A 22,384-nucleotide genomic window follows, 5' to 3' on the forward strand; every position below is an offset into this window, starting at 1 on the left:
GATTATCTTCACTAATAATAACGCATTTTGCTGTGTGAAGGTTACACATTTCAATAGAAATCGTTTTTTGTCTATTGAAGTGAATGGAAAATGAAGGTTTGGGGATGAAGAAGAGAGGACGGGCAACACGGTCTCCATGTCGCCCGTCCTCTTCTTGAATAGATGGTGAATTTGTCTATACAAGCCCAAAAAGACGTGCCAGCCAGAGGCGGAAGCCGGTCAGAGGAGGCTTTTCTTGCTGATCGGCAGCAATTTCGAGCAAGCGTTGGCGGCCTCGCTCCATACGCGTCTGCTCTTCTTCCGCGACTTCCTGGGTTGCATAGCGCTCGCGCTGCTCATCGATCGCGCGGGCGAAGTGTTCCGCGCGGATCTGGAGGCGAGCGGGCGGAGTCTGAACTGGCTCATGCTCCGTTGCCTGTTCTTCCGCCTGGGTGCTTTGAGCCTCTCCTGTTGACTGAGTTGACTCCGCAATCTCTTCTGTTACATGGACGTGGCCAAGGCTCAGTTTAGGTGCAATCCATTCGCGCAATGCCAGCAGGGAAGCCCGGCGGCAGATAGCCTCGATATCCGCACCGCTCCTATCGATGGTGAGCCGGGCCAATTCTTCTGCTGTGACCTCTGGTGCAATTGGCCGCCCGCGCATATGAACCTCGAAAATCGCCCGGCGCTCCTCCTCATTGGGATAGCGCAGATCCACAACCAGATCGAAGCGACCAGGACGTAGCAGCGCAGGGTCGATCAATTCCGGGCGATTGGTCGCTGCCAGCACAATCACGCCCTCACGCCCTTCGATACCGTCCATCTCGGTGAGCAGTTGTGCAATCACGCGATCACCCACATTGCCATCGTTTGAAAGGCCACGACGGGGAGCAAGTGCATCCAGTTCGTCAAAAAAGACGAGACAGGGGGCGGCTTGTTTGGCATGGCGGAAGACCTCTCGAACACCCTTCTCAGACTCGCCAACCCACTTGGAGAGCAGCTCTGGCCCCTTAATGGAGATAAAGCTGGCCTCGCATTGATTGGCGAGCGCCCTCGCGATCAATGTTTTGCCCGATCCTGGAGGGCCGGAGAGCAGGATGCCTCTTGGTGGCTCAACGTGGGCATTCGCGTATACTTCCGGGAAACGGAGCGGCCATTCAACGCCTTCCGTGAGCGTTTCCTTGATATCGACCAGGCCGCCGATATCGTCCCAGCTCGTCTCGCTAACCTCAACATAAACTTCACGTGTCGTCGATGGCTCGATCTCACGTAGAGCAGCCTGGAAGTCGGCCATGGTGATGTTGAGATTGACCAGCGTTTCATAGGGGATGTAACCGCGCTGATAATCGATATGGGGCAGCACGCGGCGCAGCGCAATCATAGCTGCTTCACGACAGAGCGCTTCCAGATCGGCACCAACAAAGCCGGGCGTGAGTTGAGCAATGCGGGCAAAGTCAACATCATTGGCAATGGCGGCATCTTTGCTATGGATGCGCAAGATCTCGGTACGCCCACGCACATCGGGGACGCGCAGAGCGATCTCGCGATCAAAGCGTCCAGGGCGACGAATAGCGGGATCGAGCGCATTGGGCTGGTTGGTTGCGCCAATGAGAACGATCTGTCCACGTGAGGCCAGACCATCCATGAGTGCGAGCAACTGGCCGACGATACGGCGCTCTACCTCACCGCCACTTTCGGCGCGTTTCGGGGCGAGGGCATCAAGCTCGTCGATAAAAATGATGCTGGGCGCACGTTTCTGGGCCTCCTGGAAGACGCCACGCAGCCGCGATTCGCTTTCGCCATAAAATTTATTGATAATTTCTGGTCCATTGATGACAAAGAATGCTGCATTTGTCTCAGCTGCCACTACACGTGCAATCAGCGTCTTGCCGGTTCCCGGAGGGCCGTAGAGCAGGACGCCTTTCGGTGGTTCGACGCCTAAGCGGTCAAAGACTGCCGGATATTTGAGCGGCAACTCGATCATTTCACGGATGCGCTGCAACTCTTTGCCCAGTCCGCCGATATCTTCATAGCCAACTCTGCCCGGACTGCCGTGAGCTGCGCCTCTGGCCTGCGCTCTAACGATCGTACCGCTATGAACCAGCACTGCCTCGACATCTGCTTCCGGTTCTGGCGGCTGGATAATTGGCAGTTCGCCGGTAGTTCGCTTGCGTATTCCATAGCTGGGCGTTGCTGGCGTGGTGCTGATGATGAGAAATTCTCGCGGAGCGGCTCCCGGCGTGCCTACGCGTAGCAGATCGCCTATCGTGACCGGGAGGCCAACCAGATAGCGAGCGATATATTGGAGATCGCTCTCTTGAATCGGTGCGCCTCCGCTGAGGGGCAAGAGCGTAATTTTATCAGCATTGCGCACTTTAGCTTTGCGAATGGTGACGTGCTCTCCCAGCCCGGATGCGCTATTTTGGCGGACCTGGCTATCCATTTGAATCGTTTGCTGCCCACGATCCACCAGCGCGCCTGGCACGACTTTTGCGGCTGTCGTCCGTGCACCTATAATCAAAACGATATCACCTGATTGACAGCCCAGGCGCGTGATATTTGCCGGGTCGATTCGTGCGACACCGCGCCCGACCTGGATGCCTTCGATAACCGTCAGTTGTAAACTTTCGACGGTCTGTTCGTCCTGTGATTGCCCATTGAGAGGACGTGTGTTGGTGCTGGCTTGTTCTGTATTGTTCACTGTACCTTCTGGTGAAAGCTTCGTTGTTGTTCCTGTATATGGAGCTTTATTGCCGGGACTACCCGGTGTTCGCGACTCCTCCATGCACTGCCTCTTTTCCCTACAGATATCTCTTGCCTGTCTGTAGCATATCACATGTACGAAAGAGGGCTTAGAAAGTTTGAGTCCATAGCATTGTCTGTATCCCCTATGTGATTCGTACTGTAAAGCTGAACCGTTTGCCGGTGGCGCTAACTGAGCAAAAAGCGATGGCCCAATTCACGCAGGAGGCAAGTTCTCGCGCTGTGTTGGTGTAAGAGAACACCTGTTAATCTTTTGAGGCGAGGGAGCAGCCGGCAAGCATTCCAGTACGTGAGCGCCTCGCTACTGTGCCCGACGAAACAGGTCGAAATCATGGAAGCAGTATCCCCTTGCTGCAATAACCTCGCCGAGATTGATTCAGGCTGAGATAGTCGCTCAGCCTTGCAAAAAGCTTTCCTTTACATTATAATGAGTAAGTACTCAGTTATTATTCATGTGGTGGTAGATATATGGCAAGACCCAAAAGTCAAGAGAAACGCGACGCTATTCTGGCGGCAGCCATTGAGTTGATTGCCGAGCAGGGCTTGAGTGTTCCTACGTCCAAAATCGCTCAGGCGGCAGGCGTCGCAGAGGGGACTCTGTTTACCTACTTCGAGACCAAAGGGAGGTTGCTCAATGAGCTGTATCTGACCCTAAAGCGTGGGGAGCGCGAGGAATTGATGCGCGATTATCCCTTTCAGGCGAGCTTAGAGGAGCGTGCGCATCACTTCTGGAATACGTATGTTGCTTTCGGAGTGAATCATCCAGACAAATATAAGGTGGCGGTCCTGTTACGCTTTTCGGATCACATCAATGAACAGGTCAAGCGTCTGGGGGAGGAGGGATACGAAGCGCTGGCGGCGATGGTGCTAGAGTGCCTCAGTAGCGGTGCGCTCAAGGATCAGCCGACTGAATTTGGTGCTGCTATACTTATCTCGCTTATGAATATGACGGTTGAGTTGATTCTCCAACATCCTGCGGAGGCCGAACGCTTCCGTGACGCCGGTTTTACAGCTTTCTGGCATGCAGTGACAACGACTTAAAAATTTTTTACCGTATTAAATGAGCGCCTAATCACTCATTTAACTAAAGAAAGGAAAATTCGATGTCTTTAAACTCCTATATTACGCTGGGAACATCTGGCTTGCGGGTAAGTCCGTTTACTCTTGGGACGATGACGTTTGGGGATGATTGGGGCTGGGGCAGCAGCGTATCCGATTCCGAGGCTATTCTTGCCCGTTATCTTGAGCTTGGTGGCAACTTCATTGATACCGCTAATCTCTACACTGATGGTCATGCGGAAAAGATCATTGGCGACTTCGTGGCGAAAGGCGGTGCGCGCCGCGATCATCTCGTGCTGGCAACCAAGTTCGCCTACAACCTCTATCCTGGAGACCCGAATGGCGGTGGGGCAAGCCGTAAGGCAATTATGGAGCAGTGTGAGCAATCGCTCAGACGTTTGCAGACCGACTATATTGACCTGTACTGGCTACATATTTGGGACCACTTTACACCGATTGAAGAGACGATGAGAACGCTTGATGATCTCGTAAGCGCGGGCAAAATTCGCTACATCGGTTTCTCCGTCACTCCAGCCTGGAAAGTTGCGCAGGCTCAAACCATCGCGCATTTTCGGGGATGGTCCCCAATTGTTGCCGTGCAACTCGAATACTCTCTGCGGGCACGTACCGTCGAAGGCGAGTTGATCCCGATGGCGCAAGAACTTGGTCTGGCAGTGACTCCGGTTGCTCCGTTGAGCAACGGGGTGTTAACAGGAAAATATACGCGCCAGAATGACGGAATGGCAGAGAAAAGCCGAGGAGACATCAGAGAAGATATCAAACGCCTCGCGGAGAAAGATTATGTATTGCTTGATACGTTGAGCGAGATTGCCAATGAGTTAGAGACGACGAGTGCTGCGGTTGCCCTGGCATGGGTACAAGGACGCCCAGGCGTCACTTCAACCATCATCGGAGCACGTACGCTCAAGCAACTGAATGAGAATCTGGCCGCACTTGATCTGCAACTTTCGCCTGCCCACATTGCGATGCTTGATAAGCTGTCAGAGCCTACCCTCGACTTTCCGAGTCATGTCATCACGGCATTCGCGCCGAGTGGCTTACATGCTGGTGCTACGGTCAATGGCATACCCTCTACTATTATAATTCCTACGCTGCAAAATAACGAGAGGGAACGATACTAGCCGTCGGGCGGGAAAACAACCGCTCCCTCTGACAAGTTGAACGGCCCGTTTTGTGGTCACTCATCTGCGTCTGGCTCCTGCTCGCATAGCACTACTCTGTTTAGCGCTTTATCAGAGTAGTGCTTGCTCTATTTATCTCTGGGCGTTCCATAATGTTGTGCGCGCGTCTCTGCTGGACACATGACCGGCTTTGATTATGGTGCGACGGAGAAAATAGCCGCCTAGCAGTACCAGTAGCGAGATCAATAGCCCGCGACCTTCTCTATTGCTCTGTTCTGTATCTGTGCGCTGGTTAAAGAGCAGCGCTAACCCTTGCAATAGCCAGGGAAGCAGCAAGCCGAGACCAAATTCAACGCGCCAGAACGTGGGGCCATGTTCATTTGGTCCCGTGCCAACCAGCGGACGGGCTGCACGACCTGTGTTGCGCAAAAATGCCAGTAGCCCGGCAATTTCGACGAAAAGCGTCGTCCATTGCATCTTTTCCAACTTATGCAAGGTTTTTCCAGGGGCACCAGCCAGACGTATGATAGCTGAAACGAGAGCTGTACTGGTGGAGAGTGCCGAAGAGAGGAAGATCGCGCCCAGCAGCCTGCTGCGCGACCAGAGTGGCACGCTTGTTGCCGCCAATAATACTCCAGTATAGCCGCCAATGAAGAAGGCAAAGCTGCTCCCGGGCAGAGCGAGCAACTTTTGTGGGAGAGCGGCCAGCAATCTTGCTCCCCACCATTTACCTAAGAGACCATCTCTAGCGGCCTGAATGATGGTCGTTATCCCGCTAAAGAGCGAGAAGCCGACCAGCCCCCAAACGCCCATCGACATTGGTGATTTGACCTTGAAGATGCGCAACATATTGAGGAAGCGCTCAGGCCGCCCCAAATCTTTCATCAGAAGCAGCGGGCAAGGGATCAGGGCAAGCAGAGAGAGATAGTAGCCAGTTCGCACCACTGCCCGGTCTTCTTTGGAGCCAAAGAAAGAGGCGATGCTGGCGATGACGTAACAGCCAGCAGCGAGACCTCCAAGAAAGAAATACCAGATAATCTCCCAGTGCCAGAAAGGTTGTTTGAGTACCGGGTAATCGTAGTAGCTGATCTCCTGGCTCTCTTGCTCGGGATCAGGCGTGTATCCTGTCGTCAGCGAAGAGAGCCGCTCCATCAGGTCTGTTGTGCTTTCCTGTCCGACTGGAAGCCGGTAGAGCGCATTCCAGACTGTCGGAATACGCTCCACTATGGAAGGAAGCAGGCGCTCCTTTGCAAATCGATGTTGTTCCATACTCGTATTCCTTCAAGTTTTTGTTACAATTCATAAAGCCTTAGCGCCGGAAGAACAGCATGCCCATAAAGCCAAGAATGGCAGCAGCGAGAATTGTCCACAGGGAGGCCGGGGCAACGTTGTTCATCGGGCGCTGGGGATTGCTTGGCAGATTATACGCTTCCGGCTCATCTAAAAGCAGGAACGATGCGTGCAAGCCCCCATCAAGAATGTTATCGTCTACCCCGTAGAGTCGCGCCTCGCCAACTCCGCGTTCGTGCAGCAGACCCAGGCGCTCGCGGGCATGTTCTTTCAGTTTTTGTACTTCACCAAACACGATTGAGTCGGTGGGGCACGCTTTGGCGCAGGCAGGCTCTATACCATCCTTGAGGCGATCATAACAGAGCGTGCATTTGTGGGCCAGATGATCTCCCTGCTCGTCGCGGGCGATGACTCCAAACGGGCAGGCAACGATACAGTAGCCACAGCCGTTGCAAATATCCTGCTGCACATATACCGTGTCAAACTCGGTCCGAATAATCGCTCCGGTCGGGCATGCCTCCTGACAGGGTGCGTTGGCACAGTGTTTGCAGACATCGCTTTGCATCAGCCAGCGATCACTATTAAAGAATGGTAGAGCTGTGCCTGGAGGGGTCGCGGGAATGGTCCCGTTATTTCTGGCCTCATCCACGCGATCGGTAAAAAGCGGGATTGGGGATGCTGGCTCCTTGCTGCGCCGCCCAATCTGCTCAATAAATTGCACGTGTCGCCAGGTGGTGGCACTCAGTTGACGCGTATTGTCGTAGCTGGTGCCGCTCCACTGCGGGTCGGGTGCCGGGAGCTGGTTCCATTGTCTGCATGCCACCTCACAGGCTTTACAGCCGATGCACAGACTGGTATCGGTGAAAAAGCCCATCGCCGGTTGCGTTGGTGCTGGTTCTTCTTTGCGCAGAGGCGCGATCAGTTCTGACAGGGCCGTGATGCCAAGTTGCGCGGCCCCGTTATGACCATTTACCTGTTGATGTGATCGTGATTGTGCGATCCCCATCATGTACCTCCTTCGTGCAGGCGACCGGGACGTACATTGCATAGAAATGCTTTGGCCTCTTCGATACTCACATTGGGTTCCAGCACCATATGTGCCAGATCGTTAGTGATACTGCCTGTGCTTTTGCCCTGGAAGCCCCAGTGGAACGGCAGGCCAATCTGATGCACGACCTTGCCCTTTACCCAGAGCGGTCGCATACGCCTCGTGACCATCGCACGGGCCTCGATTGCTCCACGTGGCGTGCGGATCACCATCCAGCCACCATGCTTGATATGATGCTCGGCAGCCAGTTCTGGGCTGAGTTCGGCAAACAATTGCGGCTGTAAGGTATTGAGCCAGGGCATCCAGCGCGTCATCGGGCCACTGACGTGATGCTCGGTGAGCCGATACGTCGTAATCACAACTGGATATTGCTCATCTCCCACCGTTGCCAGCCGATTATCCTGTCGATCCTGGAAGTATTTGGCCGCCGGATTGCTTTGTTGTCCATATAGCTCGTTATGCACGGGAGCCTCGGCCGCTTCATAATGCGCCGGGAGCGGACCATCCTTGAGGCCTTTTGGCGCAAAGAGCCAGCCGCGCCCATCCGGTTTCATGATGAACGGATCGCTGCCTGCAATCGCATCCATTCCGGTTGCGCCGGGTTGTGGCGCATAGTCGGGCGGCTTGTTGAGCGGAAAATCAGGGATATCGTAGCCGGTCCACTTTTTCTGCTCTTCATCCCACCAGACATACTTCTTGCGCTCAGACCAGGGACGCCCCTGTGGATCTGCCGATGCACGATTATAGAGGATACGTCGATTGGCGGGCCATGCGTAACCCCATTGTAAATTCGTATAGTCGTCAGAGATGCGCGACGCCGCCCGATTGTTGCCCGGTTCTGGATAGACGCCGCTATAGATCCACGAGCCACAAGCCGTGCTGCCGTCATCCTTCAGCACTGCAAAGCCCGGCACATGCTTTGCTTCTCGCAGTGAACGAGGTCGCTTTGTCTTGTCATTGCTTGTCTGATCTCCATCAGCCGCCTCGTAGACGTAATAACCGTTGATCTCTTTAAGGACGAGCTGCGCATCAGGCTCATCGAGCAGGCGTGATTCTGGCTCCGGCTCTTCGCGCTCATAATCCCAGGTAAGAGCCTGGATTGGTAGGTCTTTCGCCTCTTTGCTGTCGGCATAGAGCGCCTTCAGACGTTTGCCGAGGTGATAGACGAACCAGAGATCTGAGCGTGCGTCGCCGGGAGGATCGACCGCTTTGTCGCGCCACTGTAACATGCGCTGCGTGTTGGTGAACGATCCTTCCTTTTCCGTTGAGGCGGCGGCTGGCATCAGGAAGACTTCGGTCTTGATCTCGCGCGGATTGACCGGCTCCGGCCCTTTGTGCCAGAAAGCCGCCGATTCGACCTCGTAAAGATCGCGTACCACCATCCAATCAAGCTGCTCCAATGCCTTGCGCTGCATTTTCGCATTGGTGCTGCCTGCTGCCGGATTCTGACCAAAGAGGAGATAGCCCTTGACCTTCCCATCCAGCATGGCGTAGCTGGTGACGAGATGCGAATGGTCGCCTATAACTTTTGCTAGCCAGGGATAGCATGAATCGTTGCCTTCTTCGTGAATCGCTTCGCCATACCAGGCTTTCAACAGACTGATGATATACGCAGGGAAGTTCGCCCACCAGCCAGTTTTGGCTCCCGATGTCTCGATATATTCCGCCAGCGTTTGCTGAGAGAGGACATTGGTTTTCCTATCTACGCGTTCTCCCCACGTGGTTGCACTCTTGCTCTGCTCTGTTTGCGGTTGTTCCGTGATCATCGCTGCTGGTTGAGGCATATAGCCAGCAAGAAGATCGTAGAGCGTGGGTACATCGGTCGAACCCTGGATGGAGGCATGACCGCGCAAGGCCATAATGCCGCCGCCTGGACGTCCGATATTGCCCAGCAGCAGTTGCAGCATAGCGGCTGTACGAATAATTTGCACGCCTTTCGATTGTTGTGTCCAGCCAACCGCGTAGCAAAGGGCTGAGGTGCGTTCACGTCCAGAGTTCTCGACGAGTGCACGCACGACCTGCATCCATTGTTCGCGCGGCACGCCACAAACGTTCTCGACCATTTCCGGCGTGTAGCGTGCGAAATGGCGACGCATGATCTGCAGGACACAGCGTGGATGTTGCATTGTTGGATCGGTGAGCGGTCGGCCATGCTCGTCTCGCTCGTAATCCCAACTGCTCTGATCGGCATAGGTGCCTGTTTCGGGATCGTAGCCGGAGAAGATACCATCCAGATCTTCGGTATCCTGATACTCTTCGCGGATGAGCATGGGTGCATTGGTATAGTTCGCCACATACTCATGGAAGTAGGCGTTGTTCTCCAGCAAATAGCGAATGATGGCCCCTAAGAACACGATGTCACTGCCTGCTCGTGTCGAGATGGACAGGTTAGCTAGAGCTGAAGTGCGCGAATAATGCGGATCAACGTGAATGACCGTCGCACCGCGCTCTTTCGCCTTCACAACGTTGGCAAACGCGATGGGATGGGCTTCAGCCATATTGCTGCCAATAATCAAGATACAATCGCTATTGACGAGATCTTGCGGAAACGTTGTCGCTCCGCCACGTCCTAATGAAGTACCCAGACCGGGTACAGTGGAGCTGTGTCATATACGTGCCTGGTTCTCGATGGAGACGATGCCGAGAGCGCCAGTCAACAGCTTTTTCATGACATAGTTCTCTTCGACATCGAGTGTTGCTCCACCGAGCGAGGCGATTCCTAGTGTATGATTCACCTGGCGTCCATCGGGCAGGTGCTCAACAAACGTCTCATCGCGCGTCTTTTTAACACGTTGCGCGATCCGTTCCATTGCCCAGTCTAACGTCACGGTTTCCCAATGATCGCTGTAAGGTGCTCTATAGAGGACGTGTGTCAAACGGCTGGGATTGATTGTGTATTGGAAGGTTGCTGATCCTTTGGGGCAGAGGGTGCCGCGATTGACAAAGCTATCAGGATTGCCTTCAATATCCAGCACTTTCCCGTCCTTGACATACACATTCAGGCTGCACCCTACCGCACAGTAGGGGCAAACGCTGTGTACCACTTTTGCATCGCGTATTCGAGGCGCTTTGGTCAGGCTCTCTTTACTGAAAGGTTGAGTTTTGGAGCCTACTTGCAGAACCTTTGAGACGACTGACTGCGCCGCTTTGGGCAGTAACGAACGTTCTTGCATAGGTGCATCCCTCTTCCATTAGAAACATTGGTACAAGGGTACTGGTTATGATGGAGTGCGTGTAATCAGCAGAAGCTCAGCTATTTCAATGGCTACCAGTACTAATAGGTATTGTATCATAGCGCTTTCTTTTTCGCCCTCTGGCGAATGGGATATTTTGCTATTCTGTTGTGTGAAAAGAAGCTGCCTTGCTGGTTTCGCTCGGCCTCCTCAATGAGAGAATCAGCAAGGCATGAATTTACGAGTGCAAATCTAAGAAGGCTATTTGCCGCCGCCAGCAACAACCTCCACAACCTCTTTCTGAGGAGAGAGGGTGCGTGCATACAGTGGGAGGGCGCAACTGATCAGCATGAGGGCCGCGAGAATGAATAGGGTTGTGCGGTAATCGATGCTGGCGATCAAGAGGGGGCCAACGATACCACCTGCGCTCCATGCTGTGAGCATTGCGCCATAGATAGTGCCGGCATTTTTGGAGCCAAAGAAGTCGGCTGCGAACGCTGGCATTGTGCCGAAGCCGCCACCATAGCATAGCCCGATAATCGACGCTGGAATGAACAGGATGGCGAAGTCGCCAATAAAGGGAGTCAGAGCGAAGGCAATAATCTGGATGACAAACATGCTCAGGAAGGCGAAGGGACGCCCGATACCATCCGAGAGCCAGCCCCAGAAGAGCCGACCAGCACCGTTAAAGATGGAGATCGTGATGACCAGTGCCGATGCGACCCCTGCTGTCACATGGGTAAATGATTGGGCCAGCGGAGATGCGACCGAGATGAGGGCCGCTCCTGCCGTCACGTTGAGGGCAAGGATGAGCCAGAGCAGATACCAGCGAGGAGAGCGCAGGGCTTCTGCCAGTGTATAGTCTCGCGTCGTGCCGGTTGTTTGCTGCTTCTCAGTTGGCGTCCAGCCGGGAGGAGCATAGCCTTCTGGAGCAGTCCGATAGAACTGAGCTGCCACAACAACAATGATCAGATAGACGATACCAAGCCAGATAAAGGTGCCGCTCAACTTTAAGGAAGGGAGGAGCAGGTTGGCTGCAATGGGACCGGTGATTGCTGCACCTGCTCCAAAGCCTGCCACTGCCAGACCAGTAATAAATCCGCGTCGATCTGGAAACCATTTGATTAACATGGCGAGCGCTACAATATAGCCGAGGCCCAGACCAATACCACCAATGATGCCATCAGTGAGATATAACAGATAGATATTGGGGGCTACAAAACCTGAGAGAAAAACGCCAAGCCCGTAGAGAATACCTGCTACGGTGGCAATGACGCGAGGGCCGAAGCGACTATTGAAATAGCCACCAAAGCCAGCAGTAACACCGAGTGCTAGCAGGACGATACTAAATGTCAGGTTCGCTTCTGGCTGTGAGACGTGGTAGGCGTTCCTGACGGGATTGAGGAAGACGCTCCAGGCATAGACCGCGCCCAGAGCAAGCTGCATACAGAATGCTGCAATTGCCAGAACCCAGCGGTTCGTGTTTGGGATACTGCCAGCGGGGGTGCTGTTCATGGAATACTCCTCTCTGAAATTCCATCATAAGAGAGTTGCCACTACTGGTGTGAAAATATCCTACATAAGAAGACGCGAGGCGTTACAATGGCTGAATACTTGCCTCATAAAGCTAGTATACCCGCTAATATACTTGCAATGCAATTGCACGGTTTATAACAGCGTTTCTTCTATTTTGTTGAGTTTTTCTTCTGCAAAATCTAGGACTTTTGGGGGGTAAGTCTGGCTGGTTAGTAAGAGATTTGTTAAAAATCAAGTACATTATATGAGATGCAGAAAAGTGACGGCGAGAACGTCTATTTGTGGAAAGCAAGCGCCGACCTATCCAAAATCATCGAATATGAGGCAAGCTTCTAATTTTTCTAATCTTTCTAAGCTTACCTTCATCTTGCTAAAGTAATTCTTATACGTTATACTAATCCACAAGCGTTAACCTGAAACGGAAAAATATACTGAGACACAATCTGAAACAGTTGTGACTAAGAACTATAGATATTGGAGAATATTAGAAGAAGGGTCTGACGGTACTGCATGGAAATACCTCCAAAGGATAACCGAAAAACAAGAAGCTCGAACACTCAGGGTTCATCGCCCAAAACCAAAAAGCGCAGCGCTGTGGTGCGTTACCTTGTACCTGTAGCCTGCATCGTTTTAGGCATTGCCCTCCTTGCCTTTGCCGGATGGCGTTTCGTCAATATTACGGTGAGTAGTACTACGACGATTGAGCGCCCCATTAGCGATATCCTCAACATGGCAGACAAGGGGCAGATCAAGTCCGTGACGATTAGCGGCAACGATGTGACAGCCACGAATGCAAAAAATCAAGAGTATCATGCCGTCAAAGAAGATGGACAGTCCGTCACCGAGATCTTGCGCAAAGATGGCGTACAGGTGAATATTGATAGCGGTCAACGCGGCCAGTGGGCGCAGGGTGTGTTGGATGTGTTGTTGATCGTGTTGATTGTTGGTGGAATGTATTTTTTCATCAGGCGCAGTGGTGTTGGTGGGCAGGCGCTTCCGTTCTCTCGTTCCAAAGCCAAGCGCTTCAACGAATCGCGCCCCTCTATTCTTTTTAAGGATGTGGCGGGTGTTGAGGAGGCGAAAACGGAGCTTCAGGAAATCGTTGAGTTTCTCAAACATCCTGAGCGCTTTACGGCGATGGGTGCTCGTACTCCGAAAGGTGTTCTCCTGGTTGGTTCGCCCGGTACAGGTAAGACGCTTATCTCACGTGCCGTTGCGGGTGAAGCCGGGGTGGCATTCTATAGCGTGAGCGGCTCAGAGTTCGTGGAAATGTTTGTGGGTGTTGGTGCGGCACGCGTGCGCGATCTCTTCAAAGAGGCTAAAGAGCATGCACCCTGTATTGTGTTTATTGACGAGATCGATGCTGTCGGTCGCCAGCGCAACAACTCTGGCATGGGCGGCAACGACGAGCGCGAGCAAACGCTCAACCAGTTGCTTGTTGAGATGGATGGGTTTGATAAGCACACCAACGTTGTTGTCATCGCGGCCACGAACCGCCCCGATGTGCTTGATCCCGCGCTGCTCCGTCCAGGCCGCTTTGATCGCCGCGTGATGCTGGATAAGCCCGACATTCGCGGTCGTGAGGCCATTCTGCACGTCCATGCTGAGGATAAGCCTCTGGCCGATGATGTCAATCTGATGGATTTAGCTCGTCAGACGGCGGGCTTCTCGGGTGCCGATCTCTCCAACCTGTTGAATGAAGCTGCTCTGTTGGCGGCACGTAATGGGCAGAAGATCATTTGCCAGCCACAACTCGACGAGGCTATTCTGCGCGTCATGGCTGGTCCTGAGCGCAAGAGTCGCCTGATCACTGAGGCGGAGAAGGCCATCATTGCTTATCATGAGGTGGGCCACGCAATTGTTATGCGTTGTATGCCCGGTGCTGATCCGGTACAGAAGGTCTCAGCGATTTCGCGCGGTATGGCGCTCGGTATCACCGTTCAGGCTCCTGCTGAGGATCGTTACCTGATGCGGCGCTCAGAGTTGCTGGCGAAAATGGCCGGTGCGATGGGAGGCCGTGCTGCTGAGGAGATCATTTTCGGCGACATCACGACCGGTGCCAGCCAGGATATCGAATATGTCACCAATATCGCCCGGCGCATGGTCTGTGAGTTTGGTATGACAGCACTCGGGAATATCGCGCTCAAGATGGACCCCGATGGATCATCTTCGATCAGTGCAGAGACTGCTGCAAAGATCGATGCTGAAGTGTCGGTATTGATCGATCAGGCCTACGTTAAAGCGTTGTCTATCCTGCGCGAGAAACAGGAGAAGTTGATTGCTATCTCCGAGCACCTGATCAAGGTTGAGACCATTGACGGTGCGGAACTGGATGCAATCCTGTTCGCCGCATAAGCAAGAGCCTTTTATAAAAATTGAAACGCAGTCGGCAGAATAATGATATCCTGCCGACTGCGTTTTTTCTATCGAGCTTTTGATGAAATAAACAATTGGCAGTTAGGGAGTGGGTGGGTTGACTGTTATAGGAAAAGACTGGATCGTGGCAAGAACAGGGCCGGGATTGTTCACATCCTCAAGTTCCATAGGTTCGACTAGACTGTAGACATCGTTTTGAGGTGGAAAGTTAGTCACGTTCGAGTTACGCAGGATCGCTGGCCCTGGATTGGGTGGAATCTTGTTTCTCAGGGTAATGCCAGGGAGGAGATTAGGGATCGTGACATGGATGTTGGAGATGATGTCCTGAATGGCTGGGAAAGGGACTCCAGGAACAATGGCGGTCAGCGTGCTTTGTGGCGGTTCGCGATCAGGGTCTTTACGAATCGTAATGGGTCCGATGATATTGCCGATGCCGTCAGATACATGCTCCTGAAGCAAAAGCGGCACTAGAGAAACAGCGCCGCTCAGAAATTGCGAGAGCACATTGGGGTCTAGCAAGAAGCTGAAGTGGCCGTGAAAGTCAGCGAGATAGCTTGTTGGTCCAACGATCACTTCGACCCCTTGACCAAAATGACCACAACTAAACAACCCGCTGGTAGAACCAGTGATTCCAGATAATGACATCGTGGAAATCTCTCTTTCTTTTTCGTTTGCAAGTAGAATTTGCTTTATGAGGAACACGATGCGTTCAGATTGCTTTTGAGACGTGAAAATATCCTTGTTTCCTCGTTGCATGCGCATCTCACGCACTCTGGTTTCAGTCTAATCAGGGGCGCAAGATGTGCATTTCACTGCCTCGATATTTCTGGATAGCAGTTAGTATTGTTCGGATACAGCCTTCAGGCGCTATAATGGAAAGGAAAAGGTATTCAATCGGGGAAAAGAGCGTATATTATGACAAGAACCTTCATCGCGCTTGAAATGAACGAGGTCCAGCAGCACCATCTTGCGGAGGTGATCCGTCGGATGTCAGCAAGATTACCGGGCGTGCGTTGGGTCAATCCTGCTGGCATTCATCTTACTCTTGCCTTTCTCGGCGAATTGACCGATGAGCAGCTCGGTGGTGTGAAGCATGCAGTAGAGAGCGCCGCCCGTCAAAGCAAGCCATTCTCCTATCGTCTTTCGCGTCTCGGCTCTTTTGGCTCACCACGACAGCCGCGCGTTATCTGGATGGGGATCGACGAGCCTACCGGAGCGCTCTCGCATCTGCATCGCGTGCTGAACCATGAATTGGATCGGCGCGGATTCGAGGTGAATAAGCGTCCCTTCTCGCCACATCTCACCCTTGCTCGCGTACGTGATCCCCTTTCTGCCGACGAGTTACAGCAATTGCAAACGATACTAGCAGGCAGACAGGAAGGTCTTGTCGCCACTGATTCATATGTTGTAGCGCATCTTTATGTGATGAAGAGTGAGCTATCGAGGGATGGCGCGCAATATACCTGCATGCAATCATATACGTTGCAATAAACACGACTATCTGCTCTTAGGAGCCGTCAAAATTGCACCTACTATGCTTGCTACGGCGTGGTGGCTCCTGTTTGTTGTTCTATTGTTAGATCGCTTCCACTGGACAACGGGGAAAAAGAAAGAGCGTATCAAGCGTTTGCAAGAGAAGATCTCTATCAAGCGGTTGTGTCAAACAGATGATATTTCGTCCATGCAGATCTTCTCCAGTCAGATTCGTGTTGAGAAGAATTGCAGGTACGTTCTGTCGTCCATTCATTCTGTCCATCTCATCATATAATGTTGGCCCCGCCATATCGGGAAGATAGTAGCTGAGTATGAGTAGATCGATTTGATTTGCCCTGGCAAATTGTAGCGCGTGTGTTCCGGTGAACACACGCTGTACATCATAGGGTGTTTCTTTTTGAATAAAATCGAAAAGTTTTGTTTCTAATACATCATCTGCCCCGACTACCAGTATTGATTTTCTATAATCAGGTCCAATACGTCGATATTCTTCCATGTGTGCCTCCTGGCCTTGCTTTACTGCATTGTATTACCAGTATTGATAGTATCTTTACGGTTCTTCCGCCGGGAACGTTTCAGACTGCGAAATTGTGAGAAAAAGCCATAAATGTTCAGATAATCTTTATCCGACAGCAGTTGTACATGTTTGCCCATTGTTGAGTTGATCGGGCGGTGTAAGCTTCCCGGCTAGAAATTGCCCATAGAGCCAGATGCAGTGAAATTTATTGCTGTTGTCAATCGAAAGCACAACGATGGCTTTGTTGACGGGATCGCCGTTACCGCCAACCGAAATTTGCCCGGTGATTCCCTGGATCGCCTGTTTTCCCTGGATCTGGAAGAGGGCACGCTCCAGATTTTGTGGCGTGTGTGCTTGCTTGCCTATGACAAAGGCTCGCGTGGCCGCTGTGGTGAGCGTAAGCATAGCATCGTAAGCTACCATGATGCCGGGCGTGAGGTGTGTGAAGCCGAAGCCGTCAGCTGCATAGAGGTTGGCAGGCTCAAACAGTTTGCCATAATCGGCAAAGAAGGAGACATTGGTCATTGGTAGATCGCGCCAGATTTCGGGATAGGCCAGTGCGGTAAAGCGTAAGCGCGAGAGGTGGGTGAGCGCGCCGGGCGTGAAATCTCCGGTTTCAAAGAAAGCATCTCCACCCAATACGAGGAGGTGGGCAAAAGGCCCGGTTGTTGGCAGATGTTCCAGAATAACGCTCACCTCATTGCTATAGCAGGCGCAATAAATGAGGTCTGGTTTCAGCGCAAGTACGGTTGAGAGTTTATCCTGTAAGACACCCGGATTTCTCCCTGGATATGCTTCAACTGCAACCACCTGATGGTTTGCGTCCTGGTATTCGTTAATAAAATCATCTTTGAGATTGCCACTATAGGTGTTTTCTTGACGATAAAAGATGGCGACCCGGTTAGATTTGAGCTGCATTTTTGCATATTTCGCCCCCATCTGTGCTTGCAGGCTATTTGGCGGGGCCACACGCAAGAAATGGGGCATTCTCGTCAAAAAATCGCTGGTTGCTTTGGCGGCGACCATTGGTAGAATATGGTTAGGATGAGCCATCACTTCGTCGTTGATATCAAAGGTACTCTGGCTCGCCAATCCATCCATAATGGCAACAATGGTTGGATCTTTTTTGGCCGCTTGCATGATCTGGACAGTGACATCGTGGGTATATTGTGCTTCGTCGGTGATTCCAGATCCCGTATTGGCGATCAGTATATTCAGCAGCGGGCAATCTGACCCCTGGAGCTGGCATTTGTCGTTATACTCCTTCTGCGCGACATAGACGCCCTGCAACGTATCGCGCCCATCGGTGATGTACAGCCCTGAGAGCGTCGCCGCAACAACGATGGTAATATGTGGAGAGTTGTTAACCCAGAAATCCTCAAGGTAAATCAACGCTTCTGCATCAGTGGGATCGGCGGTGATAGCCTCTTCAAAGAGCGAGAGTGCTGTTGAGCGGCTTGCTCCATGACGAATCTGATTGGCGGCATTTCGTTTTAGATCGCCATTGGGTCGAGCGGCATCGAAAATGATTGAGCCATCGCTTAGTCCGATGCATTCGCGCCCTTGCACAGTAGCGCCGATACCATTGAGAGAAGACGGCGTTTGCGCTCCATCACAGACATCCGCAATCCTGTACTGTCCGATATTCCATATGAAAGAAAGCGCCAGTATCAGCAGTAGCGGCACGCGCAACCATTTTTCTAGCTCTATCTTTTTGAGTAAAAATCTGGTAGAGAGAACGTTCTTCTGCTCTACTAGTTCCGGCGCAGAGTTTGTAGGAGGAACTGCGCTCTGTGATTTTCTAGAGAGAGAGGGAAGAAAGTACAGCAATGTGATGGCGATGCCCAGCAGAAACAGAAACACGCTGATCAGCATGAAACCAATGTCGAGTCGATAATAAAGATCGGTGTAGAAATTCCATATTGCCAGAAACAGGATAATTACCAGTGCCAACCCGAAAAGGCCATACTTGACGAATTGTTGAAAGGAGATATGGATCTTCTGTAAAATCAACTTCAGTATGTTAGAGAGCCATGAAGGGAGCTTAATGGGAAGTTTTTCATCGGAACCGCTCTCGTTTGGACCATCCCCGGAACCTTTGCTAATGACCTCCAACAGCCCAACAGCCACACCTGCTACAGTGAAGAAGATAGAAAAAAAAGTGACTACAACATTTACATGGTAAATTTCGCTCAGAAACCAGCCTGGAATGCTGAACGCAGACGCTATGATAATCACCGTCCTGGTGCTTCGTTTGATCGTATATTGTAGTCGACCAGGCTGATTTGCTGGCAATTGTTTTTGTTCCTGTTCCTTCATGAATTTGCGCCCCCTCTTCTGTCAGCATATCATATATCAGTTAATTAAGGGATGTTTTGCAAGGGAAGCAACTCTAGATGATACTTCATGTTAGTCAATCATTCTTTCTCTATGGATGCTTTGCGGTGTGCTGGCTCTATCAAGCCTATTCGAGCAGATACTATAAACTAAGACGAAAGTAGAGAGAGAGAAATAAAGAAAAACAGGTCATATAATGAAATGTTCCTTGCAAAAATGGGAATGGAGTTCGTAGTGGAGCGATTTATCGCGTGGGAGCAGCCTATGGAGCGGTTCCACCCACGCGATAAATCGCTCCACTACGAACTCCATTCTCGGGTTTTTTCGGAAGACTTACGCGGCTATGGAACTATCGTACATAGTAGCGGGTTGTATAGCCCTTATAGCAGCCTTTGGAGCCGTGTGGCGCGGAATGTATGGGAGCGAAATAGTCCCTTGAACCTGGGGATGTGCGTGGAGGTTGTAAAAGTATGTTGCTTCTGACAATGGGTTGAGCAATATGGATAATCTGAAATGAGCAATTGCTGTCTTTTTTGGGTGGCAGAATGCTGTGATTATGTAATAAATATGTAAAATTTGCCTATAGCAAACTCTTTGTCGATGTATGCTTTTCCCAATATCATTGGAATCGGGTCGCATGGGGTTGACAAACATTTGACAGTTGGTGTATCCTGCGAAAGCAATAAAGAAACGACACAGAGTGTTCCGGCAAGGCTGCCGTTGTAGCCTCTGTGTTATTTGAAATTCTACGAAATAAAATTTTGCTGGTATCTTAGACCTTTGAATGGAGTGAGAAATGATGGCGTATTCGAGTACAATGCAAGCAGCGAAGCGAGCTGCCGCATACCGTACTGATGCCATGCCCTTTTCTTCTCGTTCTTCGTTTACGATGCCAGCCGCTTGTATGGGGATGACCGCTGCAACAGGCACCATGATCTTAGGAATCGGAACCGGCGTACTAACGTCGGTTTCTTTGTTTATACTGGTGCTTTCTGTACTTTCCCTCCTTGTAAGCCTTGTGGTACTTATTAGCCTCCTCCTTACATGCCTTACCGGACTCGTAGGGCTTGAGAGTCTGGTAGGGCTTACGAAGATGCTAGCCACAAGCACAGTACAGGGAGATTAACGGGAGCAACGGCGCGACCCAATCCAAAGAAGGTAATCTGATGAGAACCTCCCAGTCTGGGGGGTTCTTCTTTTTTTTATTCTTAATGTGATGAAAATTATTCGGAGGAATTATGGCAATCGCAACGAAAATCATTCAGCAGACAGGGAAGCCGAATCAGTCAGGGCAGCAGGAAGAAGCGCGCGTACTGAAAGGCACTCATATCGTTTGTGAGGCGCTGATCCGTGAGGGCGTTACGTTGATGTACGGCTATCCTGGTGGCGCGATTATGCCTTTCTACGATGCTCTCACCTCCTATCCCACGCTGCATCACGTTCTGGTGAGACATGAGCAGGCTGCCTCTCATGCTGCCGATGGATACGCGCGTGTAACGGGCAAAGTTGGGGTGTGTGTGGCTACCAGTGGTCCCGGTGCCACGAATCTTGTTACGGGTCTGGCAACGGCTTTCATGGATTCGACTCCTGTGGTTGCCATTACCGGGCAGGTGGCTCGTGAGTTTATCGGGCGCGACGCCTTCCAGGAGACCGACGTGATCGGTGTGACGCAGCCTATTACCAAACATAGTTTCCAGGTTCGCACGACCGATGAGATCGCAGCTGTGATCCATGAAGCGTTCCGCGTTGCTCGCAGTGGACGACCCGGACCCGTCCTGGTTGATATTCCCAAAGATATTCAGAACGGAACGGCAGAATATCGCCCATCGGATCACATCACGTCAGATGAATATCTTCAATCCATCAGCGAAAATTATCCAGATCCGTCTTCCGTGCTACTTGAGCAGGCTGCATCTTTAATTGCGCAGGCGAAGCGCCCTCTCATTATGGCTGGTCATGGCGTCATCCTATCGAATGCATATGCCGAATTGAAAGCTTTTGCTGAGAAGACTTCTATCCCGGTGATTACAACATTGTTGGGCCTGAGTGCTTTCCCCGATACGCATCCCCTGCAACTCGGTATGCCCGGTATGCATGGTCCCGCACATGTCAATCGTGCCATCAGTGTCTCCGATCTCATCGTCGCAGTTGGAATGCGCTTCGACGATCGTGTGACGGGTAAAGTTGCTGGTTTTGCTCCTCATGCTCGCTTTATTCATATTGATATTGATGCAGCGGAAATCAATAAGGTCAAAATTGCGGCGGTGCCGATTGTTTCCGATGCAAAAGTGGCCCTCTCTGCGCTGGCTGCGGCCTCAGCTCCCGCCGATCATAACGACTGGCTCAGCGAGATCCGCTCATGGCAGGCGAGCAACGAAGAGAAAAAGGATGCTGTTGAGCGTTTCGAGGGACAACCTGATCCTATCGGTATTCTGGACGCGATCCGCAAAGCCACCGATGGCAACGCCGTTGTGGTTTCGGACGTGGGCCAGCATCAGATGTGGACGGCTCGCCACTATACCTGGACCCGCCCCAACAGCCATATCACCTCCGGTGGTCTGGGAACGATGGGCTTTGGACTCCCAGCGGCAATGGGCGTGAAAATGGCGCTGCCCGATGATCCCGTCTGGGTGGTTGCTGGCGATGGTGGCATTCAGATGAATATTCAGGAGCTGGCAACACTTCAGCAGGAAGGAATCGCCCTCAAGATCGCCATCATGAACAATGGCTACCTGGGCATGGTGCGCCAGTGGCAACAGTTCTTCCATTCGCGCAACTATTCCGAGACACCTATCAGCGGTCCCGATTATGTCAAACTGGCCGATGCCTATGGCGTTACCGGAATGCGAGTGACGAAGCGCGACGAGGTTGAGTCGGCTGTGAAGCGGGCTATGGAGACCCCGGGAACAGTTATTATTGATTTTGTTATCGAACAAGAGGCCAACGTGTATCCGATGGTCGCTCCTGGCAAGGCAATTAGCGATATGATCGAAGAGACGGCGAAGGAGAATAAGTAAACCATGACCAATTTCATCAGTCCCCTGCTGGACCGACCCGGCCACTCAGATGTGCCGCATAATGTGATGCGCGAACATATCTTGATTGTGCTGGTTGAAGACCGTATCGGTTCCGTTGACCGTGTGGTTGGCTTGATGCGGCGGCGGCGTGCTAACATGCATACGTTGGTTCTGGGCCGCAATAGTCAGCCTGATATGGTGCGCGTGACCGTTGTTGTGAACGACTCCGAAGTGGCCGTTGAGCATCTGGTGGAGCAGTTGCGCAAGATTGTTGATGTCCATCAGGTCGAGTATCTCACGGCTCAAGAGGCCGTCACTCGTGAACTGGCGCTCATTCGCGTCAATAGTTCTGCTGACAATTACAATGAAGTTATCGAGACTGCTCATCTTTTCGGCGCTCAGATCGTTGATATCGCCCCGGAGACGGTGACGGTAGAGGTTGTGGGTAGCGTGGAGAAGGTTGAGAAGTTTATCGAAGCGTTGAACCCGTATGGTATCCGCGATGTTGCGCGCTCCGGGCGGGTTGCGCTGGCTCGTGGCACCGCTGCTGAGGCGTAATGATTGGTATATCCGGTAAATTTGTTGGTGAACGTAACAAGAATGTCCCTCTCTACGAATTTACCGGATGGAATGTACAACCTGATTTTTTTAGG

14 protein-coding genes are annotated in these 22,384 nt (G+C 52.0%); 6 read left to right on the plus strand and 8 right to left on the minus strand.

What is annotated here, in order from left to right; genetic code table 11:
* Positions 1-175: 175 nt before the first annotated feature.
* A complete protein-coding gene (locus tag K3T83_RS29585; protein ID WP_220206518.1) occupies positions 176-2,764 on the minus strand; it encodes a CDC48 family AAA ATPase in 2,589 nt (862 codons plus the stop codon).
* 446 nt (positions 2,765-3,210) lie between these two features.
* Here K3T83_RS29585 and K3T83_RS29590 point away from each other — a divergent pair, with 446 nt between their 5' ends.
* Positions 3,211-3,783: a TetR/AcrR family transcriptional regulator gene (locus tag K3T83_RS29590; protein WP_220206519.1), complete on the plus strand. Its 573-nt coding sequence runs from the start codon at positions 3,211-3,213 to the stop codon at positions 3,781-3,783.
* 62 nt (positions 3,784-3,845) lie between these two features.
* Complete coding sequence (locus K3T83_RS29595; protein WP_220206520.1) at positions 3,846-4,943, plus strand: aldo/keto reductase; 1,098 nt, start codon at positions 3,846-3,848, stop codon at positions 4,941-4,943.
* Positions 4,944-5,075: 132 nt separating this feature from the next.
* Here K3T83_RS29595 and nrfD read toward each other — a convergent pair whose 3' ends face one another.
* The 4 genes from nrfD to K3T83_RS29620 all read right to left on the minus strand — a co-directional run bounded on the left by nrfD (position 5,076) and on the right by K3T83_RS29620 (position 11,969).
* Entirely contained in the window at positions 5,076-6,212 is a 1,137-nt protein-coding gene (nrfD, locus tag K3T83_RS29600) for an NrfD/PsrC family molybdoenzyme membrane anchor subunit (protein WP_220206521.1), read from the minus strand.
* A gap of 40 nt (positions 6,213-6,252) precedes the next feature.
* Positions 6,253-7,107, minus strand: a complete 855-nt coding sequence (locus K3T83_RS29605) for a 4Fe-4S dicluster domain-containing protein (RefSeq protein WP_373324621.1) — start codon at positions 7,105-7,107, stop codon at positions 6,253-6,255.
* A gap of 131 nt (positions 7,108-7,238) precedes the next feature.
* Positions 7,239-10,454, minus strand: a complete 3,216-nt coding sequence (gene fdnG / locus K3T83_RS29610) for a formate dehydrogenase-N subunit alpha (RefSeq protein ID WP_268963484.1) — start codon at positions 10,452-10,454, stop codon at positions 7,239-7,241.
* A gap of 261 nt (positions 10,455-10,715) precedes the next feature.
* Entirely contained in the window at positions 10,716-11,969 is a 1,254-nt protein-coding gene (locus K3T83_RS29620) for an L-lactate MFS transporter (protein ID WP_220206523.1), read from the minus strand.
* A gap of 618 nt (positions 11,970-12,587) precedes the next feature.
* On the opposite strand from K3T83_RS29620, the gene ftsH reads away from it, so the two are divergent.
* On the plus strand, positions 12,588-14,345 hold the full coding sequence (gene ftsH / locus K3T83_RS29625) for an ATP-dependent zinc metalloprotease FtsH (protein WP_236065019.1): 1,758 nt from the start codon (positions 12,588-12,590) through the stop codon (positions 14,343-14,345).
* A gap of 102 nt (positions 14,346-14,447) precedes the next feature.
* On the opposite strand, the gene K3T83_RS29630 is transcribed toward ftsH, so the two are convergent.
* Positions 14,448-15,011: a hypothetical protein gene (locus K3T83_RS29630; protein ID WP_220206525.1), complete on the minus strand. Its 564-nt coding sequence runs from the start codon at positions 15,009-15,011 to the stop codon at positions 14,448-14,450.
* 270 nt (positions 15,012-15,281) lie between these two features.
* Here K3T83_RS29630 and thpR point away from each other — a divergent pair, with 270 nt between their 5' ends.
* Positions 15,282-15,857, plus strand: coding sequence for an RNA 2',3'-cyclic phosphodiesterase (thpR, locus tag K3T83_RS29635; RefSeq protein ID WP_220206526.1), 576 nt, complete (start codon positions 15,282-15,284; stop codon positions 15,855-15,857).
* 85 nt (positions 15,858-15,942) lie between these two features.
* Here the strand turns inward: thpR and K3T83_RS29640 are convergent, their stop codons facing one another.
* Both K3T83_RS29640 and K3T83_RS29645 read right to left on the minus strand, forming a co-directional pair.
* On the minus strand, positions 15,943-16,356 hold the full coding sequence (locus K3T83_RS29640) for a response regulator (protein WP_220206527.1): 414 nt from the start codon (positions 16,354-16,356) through the stop codon (positions 15,943-15,945).
* A 126-nt stretch (positions 16,357-16,482) separates the two neighbouring features.
* The gene (locus K3T83_RS29645) at positions 16,483-18,696 is read right to left on the minus strand and encodes an ABC transporter substrate-binding protein (RefSeq protein WP_220206528.1); all 2,214 of its coding nucleotides are present in this window, start codon (positions 18,694-18,696) and stop codon (positions 16,483-16,485) included.
* 1,256 nt (positions 18,697-19,952) lie between these two features.
* Here K3T83_RS29645 and ilvB point away from each other — a divergent pair.
* Positions 19,953-21,731, plus strand: coding sequence for a biosynthetic-type acetolactate synthase large subunit (ilvB, locus tag K3T83_RS29650; RefSeq protein ID WP_220206529.1), 1,779 nt, complete (start codon positions 19,953-19,955; stop codon positions 21,729-21,731).
* Positions 21,732-21,734: 3 nt separating this feature from the next.
* A complete protein-coding gene (ilvN, locus tag K3T83_RS29655) occupies positions 21,735-22,289 on the plus strand; it encodes an acetolactate synthase small subunit (protein ID WP_220206530.1) in 555 nt (184 codons plus the stop codon).
* Positions 22,290-22,384: the final 95 nt, after the last annotated feature.

The organism is Reticulibacter mediterranei, assembly GCF_016587455.1.